Here is a 12,383-nt window from a genome sequence, read left to right on the forward strand (position 1 = left end):
AGATCGCCATGTCGCTCATCCACGAGATCGATCACGGTACGCCGCGCTCCAAGTCCGAGACGATGGTGACGCTGACCATCGATGGCGAGACCATGACCGTGCCGGAAGGCACCTCGATCATGCGCGCTGCGAGCGAGATGGGCACGGCGATCCCGAAGCTTTGCGCCACCGACATGGTCGAGGCGTTCGGCTCCTGCCGCCTCTGCCTGGTCGAGATCGAGGGCAGGGCGGGAACGCCCGCCTCCTGCACCACGCCGGTCATGCCGGGCATGGTGGTGAAGACCCAGACCGACCGGCTGAAGCGCCTGCGCAAGGGCGTGATGGAGCTCTATATCTCCGACCACCCGCTCGACTGCCTGACCTGCGCCGCCAATGGCGATTGCGAGCTGCAGGACATGGCGGGCGCGGTTGGCCTCCGTGATGTGCGCTATGGCCATGAGGGGCACAACCACCCCAATCCGGGCCTCGACGAGTTCGAACCCCTATTTCACCTATGACCCGTCGAAATGCATCGTCTGTTCGCGCTGCGTGCGGGCCTGCGAGGAAGTGCAGGGCACCTTCGCGCTGACGATTGCCGGGCGCGGCTTTGATTCCGTCGTTTCTCCCGGCATGGAAGAGAGCTTCCTCGGCTCGGAATGCGTTTCCTGCGGCGCCTGCGTGCAGGCCTGTCCGACCGCGACCCTGACGGAAAAGACGGTGATCGAGATCGGCCAGCCCGAGCATTCGGTCATTACCACCTGCGCCTATTGCGGCGTCGGCTGCACCTTCAAGGCCGAGATGCGCGGCAACGAGGTCGTGCGCATGGTTCCGTGGAAGGATGGCAAGGCGAACCGGGGCCATTCCTGCGTCAAGGGACGCTTCGCCTGGGGCTATGCCAGCCACAAGGAGCGCATCCTCAACCCGATGATCCGAGAAAGCATCGACCAGCCCTGGCGCGAAGTGTCCTGGGAAGAGGCGATCGCCCACACGGCGTCCGAGTTCAAGCGCATCCAGGCGAAATATGGCCGTCTGTCGATCGGCGGCATCACCTCGTCGCGCTGCACAAATGAGGAAACCTTCCTCGTCCAAAAGTTGATCCGCGGCGGCTTCGGCAACAACAATGTCGATACCTGCGCCCGCGTCTGCCATTCGCCGACCGGCTATGGCCTGAGCCAGACCTATGGCACCTCGGCCGGCACGCAGGACTTTGATTCCGTCGAGCAGTCCGACGTCATCCTGCTGATCGGCGCCAACCCGACCGATGCGCATCCCGTCTTCGGCTCGCGCATGAAGAAGCGGCTGCGCGAGGGCGCCAAGCTGATCGTGCTCGATCCGCGCCGCATCGACCTCGTGCGCATGCCGCATGTCGAGGCGTCCTATCACCTGCCGCTCCGCCCCGGCACCAATGTCGCCGTGCTGACGGCGCTGGCGCATGTCGTCGTCACAGAAGGGCTGGCCGACGAGCATTTCGTTCGCGAGCGCTGCGACTGGGACGAGTTCCAGGACTGGGCCGCCTTCGTCGCCGACCCGCGCCACAGCCCGGAGGCGATTGCCGAACTGGCCGGCGTTCCGGCCGAGGACATCCGCGCTGCCGCCCGGCTCTACGCCACCGGGGGCAATGGCGCGATCTATTACGGCCTCGGGGTCACCGAGCACAGCCAGGGCTCGACCACCGTGATGGCGATCGCCAACCTTGCCATGGCGACCGGCAATATCGGCCGCCCCGGCGTCGGCGTGAACCCGCTGCGCGGGCAGAACAATGTCCAGGGCGCCTGCGACATGGGCTCGTTCCCGCACGAGCTTTCCGGCTATCGCCATGTCTCGGGCGACGAGACGCGGCATTTGTTCGAATCACTCTGGGGCGTGCCGCTCGACAGCGAGCCGGGCCTGCGCATCCCCAACATGCTCGATGCCGCCGTCGATGGTTTCTTCAAAGGCCTCTATGTCCAGGGCGAGGACATCCTGCAGTCCGACCCCGACACGAAGCATGTCGCGGCCGGCCTCGCGGCGATGGAATGCGTCGTCGTGCAGGACCTGTTCCTCAACGAGACCGCCAATTACGCCCATGTCTTCCTGCCGGGCTCGACCTTCCTGGAGAAGGACGGCACCTTCACCAATGCCGAGCGCCGCATCCAGCGCGTGCGCAAGGTGATGCCGTCGAAATCCGGCAAGGCGGACTGGGAGATCACGCTCGATATCGCCCAGGCCATGGGCTTCGACATGCACTACGCCCATCCGTCCGAGATCATGGACGAGATCGCGGCGCTGACGCCGAGCTTTGCCGGCGTCTCCTACGCCAAGCTCGACGCCGAGGGCTCGGTGCAGTGGCCCTGCAACGAGAAGGCGCCGCTGGGCACGCCGGTCATGCATATCGATGGCTTCGTGCGCGGCAAGGGCCGCTTCATGGTCACCGAATATGTCGCGACCGACGAGCGCACCGGCCCGCGCTTCCCGCTGCTGCTCACCACCGGGCGCATCCTGTCGCAATACAATGTCGGCGCGCAGACGCGGCGGACCGAGAATGTCGTCTGGCATGGCGAGGACCGGCTGGAGATCCATCCGCACGACGCCGAGCAGCGCGGCATCCAGGATGGCCAGTGGGTCAAGCTCGCCAGCCGGTCCGGCGAAACCAGTCTCCGCGCTTTGATCACCGAGCGCGTCGCGCCGGGCGTCGTCTACACGACCTTCCATCACCCCGGCACCCAGGCGAACGTCGTCACCACCGACTTCTCCGACTGGGCCACCAATTGCCCGGAATACAAGGTGACGGCGGTACAGGTCATGCCCTCCAACGGTCCGACCGCCTGGCAGGAGGACTATGACGAGCAGGCGCGCCAAAGCCGCCGGATCGCGCCGCATGTCGAGGCGGCGGAGTAGGGGATGCAACCGCCCTTTCTCCGCGTGCCGAGGACGCTCTGGCGCGCCGAGGGCGCGTCGGCCGGCGAGCGCGCGATTCCCGAGGAGGTCGCCGTCGCGCTGACCTATGACGGCAGCACGCAGGCCGTGATGATGGCGACTCCGTCGGACTTGGAGGATTTCGCCGTCGGCTTCAGCCTGTCGGAGGGGATCATTCAGCATCCCTCCGAGATCGAGCGCTTCGAGATCGTGGAGCAGGCGATCGGCGTCGAATTGCGCATGTGGCTCGCCGCCTCGCGCGGCCAGGCGCTGGCGAGCCGCCGGCGCTATATGGCCGGGCCGACCGGCTGCGGCCTCTGCGGCATCGACAGCCTCAGCGAGGCGATGCGCTCCCTGCCTGTCCTTGGCGAGGCGATGCGCGTGAGCGCCTTGGAAATCCGGGCCGCGCTCGCCGCGCTGGCGCCGCTGCAGCTCTTCAACCGCGAGACCCACGCGATGCATGCCGCCGCCTTTGCCCGGGTCGGCGAGGGCGTCGTGGCGCTGCGCGAGGATGTCGGCCGCCACAATGCGCTCGACAAGCTCTGCGGCGCCCTCGCGCGGGGCGGCGTCGATGTGGCCTCGGGCATGGTTCTTTTGACCAGCCGGGTCTCGGTTGAGATGGTGCAGAAGACGGCGATGCTGGGCGCACCGCTGATCGTCGCCGTCTCGGCGCCGACTGCGCTTGCCGTCCGCACGGCGGAAGCCGCGGGCATCACACTGGTCGCCATCGCGCGCGGTGACGGCTTTGAAGTTTTCACCCACCCCGACCGCATTGCCGAGGAAGCCGCCGCCCATGTCTGAGCGCACGTCCGAAAAGCTCGTCCACATGGCGAACCAGATTGGCAAGTTCTTCGCCAGCCAGGGCGCGGAGCAGGCGCCGGCCGCGATCGCCGATCATCTGCGCAAGTTCTGGGATCCGAGGATGCGCGCCGGCATCCTGGCCCATCTGGATTCAGGCGGCGCCGACCTCGACCCGCTGGTGCGACAGGCTGTCGAGCGTCTGCGGGAGATGACGGCGGCGGGGTAGGGCGGGACTTCGACCAACCCGGCTGAATGGATCCCTGTGTGTTGAAGCTGTGCGATGATGGGGTGGCGGACGAGAGATCGTTGGATCCCTGGTCTTCGAGACCGTGAGCCGGCCCGGTCCTCGTCCGCCTGCTTCGATACCCAAGCCTGAACAGTTGATCGAGGCCGTGGTGACGGACCTCGCAGCACAGGGATAGGCATCATGAAGATACACCCTGGCTTTGTCGGTTGCGACATCTCCAAAGCCCATCTGGATCTGTTCGACGGCGCCGTGGGCGTGGCCGAACGCATCGCCAATCAAGCCGAGGCGATCGCGCAAAGGCTCGAACCTTGGCGGCATGGCGATATCCTCGTCGTGTTCGAGGCGACCGGTCCGTACGACCGGGTCCTCGCTCAGGCCCTGACAGAGGCCGGCATCGCTTTCGTTCGCGTCAATCCGGCCCGGGCGCGTGACTTCGCCCGCGCCACCGGCGTTCTCGCCAAGACCGACCGGATCGATGCGCGCATGCTCGCCGCCATGGCCCAGACGCTTCGTCCCGCGCCCCGCCAGCCGCGCTCCCCGGAGCGCAACCGTCTGGCGGAGTTGCACAAGCGTCGCGACCAGCTCGTCGCCATGCGCAAGCAGGAACGCACCCGACGGCAGGGATGCAGCGACGAGATCGCCGACGACATCCGCGAGACCCTGGCCTGGCTCGACATCCGCATCGCGGCGCTGGAGCGCACCATTCAGGCCTGCATCAAGGCCTCGGCCGATCTCGCCGGTGCTGAGGCGCGGCTGCGCTCAATCCCCGGCGTCGGCCCCGTCGCCAGCGCCACGCTGATCGCCCTGCTGCCCGAACTCGGCCAGCGCTCTCCCAAGACCATCGCCGCGCTGGCTGGCCTGGCACCCTACAATGTCGACAGTGGTCAGTTCCGCGGCAGTCGCCGCATCCACGGCGGACGACGGCGCGTCCGCGAGGCCCTCTACATGGCAGCCGTCTGCGCCGCCCGGATCGAGCAACGCTTCGCAGACGCCTACCGACGCATGATCAACGCCGGAAAGCCACCCAAGGTCGCCCTCATCGCTATCGCCAGAAAGATCCTAGTCATCGCCAACGCCATGCTCCGACAACACCTCTCATTCAACCCGTGACCACACAGTTGCCGGGTCTTCGCCCGGGATGACGGCGAGGGTAGGGGATTGTCTGAGCCTTCATGCGGGGCGCGCTCCGCGACCGCGCCGCAACCGCCTTCCAACAATTGCGCCGTCGAATCCCGCGATGCCCGGCAGAAATCGAGGCGACCGCCGCATTCCGTCCTAACTCGCCGAGTTATCCCCACGCCAAACCCGCAGGAACGCTACGTTTTGAAGGGTTCGGCCATGCTGGCGCGGAAAACATGCGTTTTAGGACTTTGCAAGCCGACACAGGCTTTGCTATAGCCTCGCTCACAGCAGCGGCGACGCTGTTCCGCGATAGCTCAGTTGGTAGAGCAGGTGACTGTTAATCACCGGGTCGTTGGTTCGAGTCCAACTCGCGGAGCCAAATTTGATCAAGGGGTTAGGTGGATTGCCATCTAACCCCTTGATTGTTTCCAAGCCTCGGCGCCGAGGCTTCGGGCAGACGCCGCAAACGCTGTTCCGCGATAGCTCAGTTGGTAGAGCAGGTGACTGTTAATCACCGGGTCGTTGGTTCGAGTCCAACTCGCGGAGCCAGTTTTGATCAAGGGGTCGGATGGGTTGCCATCCGGCCCCTTGATTGTTTACGGCCAGGCTTGGCCTGCCCCTATTCCGTCTCGAATCCCACACCCCACCGACGTTTCAAGCGGGCCACCGCGACCGCGGGCCATCGCCTACGCGGTCGACGGCATGCCTCCTCCATCGCCAGCATATTGCACTACAGCATAGATTTTGCAGCGCACAGATTAGTCGAGATCTGTGGATTCATTGCGCAGCATATCGCTACGTAATCTTTGGATGGCCCTCGTCAATCCGTTCTGCATTACGATGTTTGCGTTGACAGATTATGGCTCGGCCTAAATAGTTCTGGAACTAATCCCAAGCAGGGATCGGATTTGCCAGCGACTCGGGCGGGGAGGCTCGGGCGCGATGGTACAATATTGTCAGCATTCTGGGAGGATCTCATGCTGCGACGTACGCTTCTTTGCACCGCACTGGCCTTTGCGTCGGTCGCTGTCACGGCGCCCGCCATGGCGCAGTCGTCCTATCCCGACCGGCCCATCCAATTACTCGTCCCCTGGGGCGCCGGCGGCGGCACCGATGCCGTGGCACGTATCCTCGGAACCCTGCTGCAGCAGGAACTCGGCGTTCCCGTCAACGTCGTCAACCGCACCGGCGGTTCGGGCGTGGTCGGCCACAGCGCCATCGCCACGGCGAAGCCCGATGGCTACACCATCGGCATCGTGACGATCGAAATCGACATGATGCATTGGCAGGGCCTGACCCCGCTGACCTACAAGGACTTCGACTTCCTGGCCATGGTCAATGCCGATCCGGGCGGCGTGATGGTGTCGGTGGATTCGCCCTTCAAGACGCTTCCCGAGCTGCTGACCGCCATCAAGGAAAAGCCGGCCGGAACCTTCAAGGCGTCCGGCACCGGGCAGGGCGGCATCTGGCATCTCGGCCTTGCCGGCTGGATGCTGTCGCACGGCCTGAAGCCGGACCAGGTCACCTGGGTGCCGAGCCAGGGCGCCGCGCCCGGCATCACCGACATGGTGGCCGGCGGCGTCGACCTCGTGCCGACTTCGCTCGCCGAAGGCCGCTCGATGATCGACGCCAAGCGCGTGCTGGCGCTGGGTTCGATGTCGCCCGAGCGGCAGGAACTGTTCCCCGACGCCCCGACGCTGAAGGAATCGGTCGATTCCGACTGGACGCTGGCCGTCTGGCGCACGATCGCGGCGCCGAAGGGCCTGCCGGAGGATGTGAAGGCGAAGCTCGAGGCCGCCCTCGAGAAGGCCTACAACAGCCCCGAATACAAGAAGTTCATGACCGAGCGCGGCTTCGGCATGCGCTGGGCCAATGGCGCGGAAGCGACCCGCATCGTTGCCGAGGATGACGTCACGCTCGGCAAGATCATGAAGGAGGCCGGTCTCGCCAAATAGGCGGCCGGTCGGCTCTTCGATCCCATGCTGGCGGCGCGGCCCGGACCTACGGTCCCGGTCGCGCCGGCTCCCCGGCCTCGCCCGGAAAAGCTTTGCACGGAACGGCCATGATCAAGCTCAGTGAACTGCATCTCGGGGTTCTGTCCGCCCTTGGCGGCCTCGCCCTTCTTCTTGCCTCGGCCCATTTCGCCGCCCTTCCGGGCCAGGCCTATGGCGCCGGCACCATGCCGCGATTGATCGGCTGGTGCGCCATCCTGCTCGGTTGCTTCATGGTGGCGACCAGCCTCAAGCACCTGCCGGCGATGCTGAAGCCGCATCTTGCCGACTGGGTGCGGACGCCGCGGCTGGTGCTCTCGGCGGTCGCCTGCATCGCCGTCATTGTCTTCTACATCCTGTTCGCCGAGACGCTCGGCTTCATTCCGACGACCTTCATCAGCCTCCTGGGGCTGATGCTGGCGCTGCGGACGGGTTGGCTGACGGCGCTGCTGGCCAGCGCTGCGACGACCCTGGCGGTCTATTACGGCTTTTCCCGCCTTCTCATGGTGCCGCTGCCGCGCACCGAATTTCTCTCCTTTCTCGGGTGACGCATGCTGATTCTGGAACAGGCTGCGGCCCTCGTCTTCGAACCCTATGTGCTCGGCGTCATCCTGGCATCCGCCGTATTCGGCATGCTGGTTGGCGCCATTCCGGGGCTGACCGCGACCATGGCGACGGCGCTGCTGGTGCCGATGACTTTCTTCATGGATCCGGTGCCGGCCATCGCGGCGATCGTGACGGCAACCGCCATGGCGATCTTCGCCGGCGACATTCCGGCGGCCTTGCTGCGCATGCCGGGCACGCCCGCCAACGCCGCCTATGTCGATGACGCCTACAAGATGACGCAGACCGGGCGGGGCGACGAAGCGCTCGGCGCGGCGCTCGTCTTCTCGGCGATCGGCGGCCTTTTCGGCGCGATCGTGCTGATGACCGTCTCGCCGACCCTCGCCGAAATCGCCCTCAAATTCTCCTCCGAGGAATATTTCTGGCTTGTTCTGCTCGGTCTCTCCTGCGCCGTCTTCGTCAATCCGGGCTCGCCGACCCGCGGCCTGATCTCGCTGCTGATCGGCCTGTTCGTGGCGACGATCGGTATGGAAAACCCCTCGGGCGAGCCGCGCTTCTCCTTCGGCAATCTCGAACTGATGGCCGGCATCCAGTTCATCCCGGCCATGATCGGGCTGTTCGCCGTGTCGGAGGTTCTGCGCACCGTGACGGCGACGTCGCCGCGCAGGAAGATTCCGCGCGCCGACGGCCAGGGGATCTTCCGCACGCAGTGGAAGAACCTGAAGCAATATCCGGTTCAGACCCTGCGCGGCAGCATCACCGGGACGGCGCTCGGCATTCTTCCCGGCGCCGGCGCCGATATCGCCGCCTGGATTTCCTACGCCATCTCCAAGCGCTTCTCGAAGCAGAAGGAGAAGTTTGGCACGGGCCATGTCGAGGGTCTGGTCGAGGCCGGCGCCTCGAACAATTCGGCCGTCAGCGGCGCCTGGATCCCGGCGCTCGTCTTCGGCATTCCCGGCGATTCGATCACCGCCATCGTCATCGGCGTGCTCTACATCAAGGGCATCAATCCGGGCCCGACGATCTTCATCAATGATCCGCAGACGGTTTATGCGATCTTCATCGTCTTCATCCTGGCCAATCTGATCATGCTGCCGCTGGGCTGGCTGGCGATCCGCGGCGCGCGCCCGATCCTCTCCATTCCGCCCTCGACGCTGATGCCGATGATCCTGATCTTCTGCATCGTCGGCTCCTTCGCGATCGCCAATTCCGTGGCCGGCATCGTCATGATGCTGATCTTCGGCATCATCGGCTTCTTCATGGAGGAGAACGACATCCCGATCGCGCCGGCGATCCTCGGCATGGTGCTGGGGCCGATGCTGGAGCAGAACTTCATCACCTCCATGATCAAGGCCGATGGCGACATCTTCCGCTTCTTCGAGCGGCCCATCGCCGGCGGGCTGGGCGTTTTCACCATCCTGATCTGGCTGTTCCCGCTAGCCATGCTGCTGCTGCGCCGGCGCAAGGCGATGCGCCCGGCGACTTAACCCGGACGCGAGATCGGCGCGAATCGACCTCAAGCCCGGCGCGGACACCCCGCGCCGGGCTTTTCTTTGCGGCCCGTCTCGGCCGGAACCGTTGCCGGCTGCAGCCGTTGCAATGATGTCGGTTCTTTCCACATAAGAGAGAGCGCCGGGACAGCGGGCTCGGCGTTTCATTGTCCGCCAGAACCGTCCTTCCCGATCCGAGCCACGGAGAAAACCAGCCGCATGCCGTCCATCCGCTTCGGCAAGAAGGCCCTCCCGCTTCCCAAGAGCCGGACGGCCCGCGTCGCGATCGGAAGCGGCTTCCTTCTTGGGGGCACGCTCGGCTTCCTGCCGATCCTCGGCTTCTGGATGGTGCCGGTCGGACTGGTGGTGCTGTCGCATGACTCGGCGCGGGTGCGCCGCATCCGTCGGAGATCCGAAGTGGCGCTGCTGCGCCGCTGGGCGAGATTTCGCAGCAAGGGCGCGCCTGCCGCCAAATGAGGCGTGGCTTGCGCCAGACCGGCAATCCCTCTAGCGTGACTCTGCGACGGTTCCCCCGACAGGCCTCAGGCCTTGGGGGATGAAATGGGAATTCGGTGCGGAAGGACCCCTTGCGGGATTCCAAGTCCGAAGCTGCCCCCGCAACTGTAAGCGGCGAGCGACCTCGCGATGGCCACTGGGAAACCGGGAAGGCGTCGAGGAAGCAGCGACCCGTGAGCCAGGAGACCAGCCAGCGCCTCATACCAGCCAGCCGTCGGTGGGACGGTGAAGGAGACGCTATGACCAATTTCTCGAAGACCGCGACGAGGTCGACCTCGATTGCCGCAGATGGCGCCAAGAGCGACGCCGCATCGCGCATCGTGCCGGCGCTGTTCGCCATCGCCTTCGGCCTGTTCCTGTTCGTCGGCACCGGCTTCGCCGCGCCGAGCCTGATCCACAACGCGACGCATGACACCCGGCATTCCCTTGGTCTGCCCTGCCACTGACGCCTGAGGATCCATCATGTTCAAGACGATCATCCTGAGCGCCTTCGGCGCCGGGCTTGCCGTGGGCATTGCGCTTTCCGTGGTGCAGGCTGTCACCACCGAGCCGCTCATCCTCCACGCCGAGACCTTCGAAAGCGCCGAGCCGGCCCCGGCTGCCGCCGCCGCGCCGCATGAGCACTCGACGACCGAGGCCCACGCCCATGAGGCCGCCGCGCCCGCCGCTGCCGCGCCCGCGCATGAGCATGACGAAGACGCCTGGTCGCCGGCCGACGGCTTCGAGCGCTCCGCCTATACGCTGATTGCCAACCTGTTGATGGGAGTCGGCGTCTCGGCCGTGCTGCTCGGCCTGATGTCGATCCGCGGCGGCCGGATCGACGCCAGCACGGGCGTGCTCTGGGGCGTTGCCGGCTTCTTCGCCGCGTCGCTGCTGCCCTCGCTCGGCCTGTCGCCGGAGCTTCCCGGCACGGCCGCGGCCGAGATCACCTCGCGCCAGGTCTGGTGGCTTTCGACCGCCGCTGCCTCGGCGATCGGCCTCGCGCTGATCGTCTTCGGGCGTTCGTGGCTCCTGAAGATCGCCGGCCTCGTCCTCGGCGTGCTGCCGCATGTCATCGGCGCCCCCGTGCCGCCGACGCTGGAAGCCTCCTATCCGGCCGGCCTCGGCGGCGAATTCGTCGCCGCCTCGCTGGTGGTCAGCGCGCTGCTCTGGGCGCTTTCCGGCCTTTGCTCCGGCTGGCTTTATCAACGCCTGTCGCGGTCGGCCTGAGGCCGTGCCATCCCCCGCGCCGCGAACGGCGCTGATCCTCGGCGGCGCCCGCTCCGGCAAGAGCCGCTTCGCCGAGGATATCGTGGCCCGGACCGGGCTGCCCGCCACCTATCTGGCCACGGCCGAGATCCGCGATGCCGAAATGCAGGCACGGATTTCGGCGCATCGTGACCGGCGCGGGCTGGACTGGACAACGGTCGAGGAGCCGCTCGACCTTACCGGCCGCCTCGCGACGTTGGCCGATCCCGGCCGTGTCATCCTCGTCGATTGCCTGACGCTCTGGCTTTCCAACCTGATGGAGGCCGAGCGCGACGTCGCCGCCGAGGGCGACGCGCTGGCCCGTATGCTCGCCGAGGCGAGGGGGCCGGTCGTGCTCGTCTCCAACGAGGTCGGATCCGGCATCGTGCCGATGAACGCGCTCGCCCGCCGCTTCGCCGACGAGCAGGGCCGCCTCAACCAGAAGATCGCCGCCGCCGTGCAGACCGTCTTTCTCGTGGCCGCCGGCCTGCCGCTGCGCCTGAAACCCAATCCGAACCCGGAGTTCGTCCTTTGACCGCCCGTATCCCCGCCACCATCGTCACCGGATTCCTGGGTGCCGGAAAGACCACGCTGATCCGCAACCTGATTGCCGGCGCCGAAGGCCGCCGCATCGCGCTGATCGTCAACGAATTCGGCGACATGGGCTTTGACGGCTCGCTGCTGTCCGATTGCGGCGTCGACGACTGCAAGCCCGATACGGTGATCGAACTCACCAATGGCTGCATCTGCTGCACCGTCGCCGACGATTTCCTGCCGACCATCGAGCAGCTTCTGGCGCGCGAACCGGCCCCCGATCACATCGTGATCGAGACCTCCGGCCTGGCGCTGCCGCAGCCTCTGGTGCGCGCCTTCACCTGGCCGACCGTGCGCCACCGCGTCACCATCGACGGCGTCATCACCGTGGTGGACGCCGAAGCGGTCGCCGCCGGCCGCTTCGCGCATGACGAGGCAGCCGTCGCCGCCCAGCGCGCCGAGGATCCCTCGCTCGACCACGAGGATCCGATCGAGGAACTGTTCGAGGACCAGCTTTCCTGCGCCGATCTGATCGTCTTCTCGAAGACGGATCTGGTTGACGCGAAGCAGCTGGAAGAGGTTGCCGAAATCGTCGCCCGCGACGCCCGCAAGGAGGCGCGCGTCGTCCATGCAACGGCATCCGGCCTGCCGGCCTCGGTGCTGCTCGGCGTTGGCGCGGCGGCGGAGAACGACGCCTTCGAGCGCAAGAGTCATCACGACCTCGAAGGCGAGGAGCACGACCACGACGACTTCGACACCTTCATCGTCGATGTCGCGGAGCTCGCTTCCATCGATGCGTTGGCAACCCGCGTCCGCGCCGCCATGGCGGAGAAGGGCGTGCTGCGCATCAAGGGGCGTGCCGCGATCGCCGGCAAGGCGGCGCCTGCCGTTGTCCAGGCGGTCGGCCCCCGCGTCGACACCTATTTCGCGCCCGGCGACAATGCCGGCCGTCTCGTGGTGATCGGCGAGCGCGGCCTCGACGCGGCCGCCATCGCCGCGCATTTCAAGGCCTGAGCC

At 66.3% G+C, this 12,383-nt stretch carries 11 protein-coding genes, 2 tRNA genes, 1 pseudogene and 1 riboswitch; all 14 genes and pseudogenes read left to right on the forward strand.

What is annotated here, in order from left to right:
- Positions 1-8 precede the first annotated feature (8 nt).
- The 14 genes and pseudogenes from fdhF (at position 9) to cobW (ending at position 12,380) form a co-directional block, all read left to right on the forward strand.
- Positions 9-2,856 (forward strand): annotated as a pseudogene (gene fdhF, locus ACHMWQ_RS13930) (formate dehydrogenase subunit alpha).
- A gap of 3 nt (positions 2,857-2,859) precedes the next feature.
- Positions 2,860-3,675, forward strand: a complete 816-nt coding sequence (gene fdhD / locus ACHMWQ_RS13935) for a formate dehydrogenase accessory sulfurtransferase FdhD (protein ID WP_396307905.1) — start codon at positions 2,860-2,862, stop codon at positions 3,673-3,675.
- The gene (locus ACHMWQ_RS13940) at positions 3,668-3,901 is read left to right on the forward strand and encodes a formate dehydrogenase subunit delta (RefSeq protein WP_396307906.1); all 234 of its coding nucleotides are present in this window, start codon (positions 3,668-3,670) and stop codon (positions 3,899-3,901) included. The genes fdhD and ACHMWQ_RS13940 overlap by 8 nt, the downstream gene beginning before the upstream one ends.
- A gap of 201 nt (positions 3,902-4,102) precedes the next feature.
- Positions 4,103-5,032: an IS110 family transposase gene (locus ACHMWQ_RS13945; protein WP_396306466.1), complete on the forward strand. Its 930-nt coding sequence runs from the start codon at positions 4,103-4,105 to the stop codon at positions 5,030-5,032.
- A 315-nt stretch (positions 5,033-5,347) separates the two neighbouring features.
- A tRNA-Asn gene (locus ACHMWQ_RS13950) sits at positions 5,348-5,423 on the forward strand.
- A gap of 94 nt (positions 5,424-5,517) precedes the next feature.
- Positions 5,518-5,593, forward strand: a tRNA-Asn gene (locus tag ACHMWQ_RS13955).
- A 428-nt stretch (positions 5,594-6,021) separates the two neighbouring features.
- The gene (locus tag ACHMWQ_RS13960) at positions 6,022-6,999 is read left to right on the forward strand and encodes a Bug family tripartite tricarboxylate transporter substrate binding protein (protein WP_396307907.1); all 978 of its coding nucleotides are present in this window, start codon (positions 6,022-6,024) and stop codon (positions 6,997-6,999) included.
- Between the two features lie 107 nt (positions 7,000-7,106).
- The gene (locus ACHMWQ_RS13965) at positions 7,107-7,583 is read left to right on the forward strand and encodes a tripartite tricarboxylate transporter TctB family protein (RefSeq protein WP_396307908.1); all 477 of its coding nucleotides are present in this window, start codon (positions 7,107-7,109) and stop codon (positions 7,581-7,583) included.
- 3 nt (positions 7,584-7,586) lie between these two features.
- Positions 7,587-9,086 carry a tripartite tricarboxylate transporter permease gene (locus tag ACHMWQ_RS13970; RefSeq protein ID WP_396307909.1) on the forward strand — a complete coding sequence of 500 codons (1,500 nt, stop codon included), beginning with the start codon at positions 7,587-7,589 and terminating at the stop codon, positions 9,084-9,086.
- A gap of 222 nt (positions 9,087-9,308) precedes the next feature.
- A complete protein-coding gene (locus ACHMWQ_RS13975; protein WP_354548866.1) occupies positions 9,309-9,566 on the forward strand; it encodes a hypothetical protein in 258 nt (85 codons plus the stop codon).
- Between the two features lie 30 nt (positions 9,567-9,596).
- A riboswitch (cobalamin riboswitch) is annotated at positions 9,597-9,815 on the forward strand.
- Positions 9,816-9,844: 29 nt separating this feature from the next.
- Positions 9,845-10,051 (forward strand): CbtB domain-containing protein, encoded by a 207-nt coding sequence (locus ACHMWQ_RS13980; RefSeq protein WP_354548867.1) that lies wholly within the window; start codon positions 9,845-9,847, stop codon positions 10,049-10,051.
- A 16-nt stretch (positions 10,052-10,067) separates the two neighbouring features.
- Positions 10,068-10,814, forward strand: coding sequence for a CbtA family protein (locus ACHMWQ_RS13985; protein WP_396307910.1), 747 nt, complete (start codon positions 10,068-10,070; stop codon positions 10,812-10,814).
- A 4-nt stretch (positions 10,815-10,818) separates the two neighbouring features.
- Positions 10,819-11,367 (forward strand): bifunctional adenosylcobinamide kinase/adenosylcobinamide-phosphate guanylyltransferase, encoded by a 549-nt coding sequence (cobU, locus tag ACHMWQ_RS13990; protein WP_396307911.1) that lies wholly within the window; start codon positions 10,819-10,821, stop codon positions 11,365-11,367.
- Entirely contained in the window at positions 11,364-12,380 is a 1,017-nt protein-coding gene (gene cobW / locus ACHMWQ_RS13995) for a cobalamin biosynthesis protein CobW (protein WP_396307912.1), read from the forward strand. Before cobU ends, cobW begins: the two co-directional genes overlap by 4 nt.
- The last annotated feature ends 3 nt before the right edge of the window (positions 12,381-12,383 follow it).

Source organism: Kaistia sp. UC242_56, from assembly GCF_044452255.1.
Classification (GTDB): Bacteria; Pseudomonadota; Alphaproteobacteria; order Rhizobiales; family Kaistiaceae; genus Kaistia; species Kaistia defluvii_A.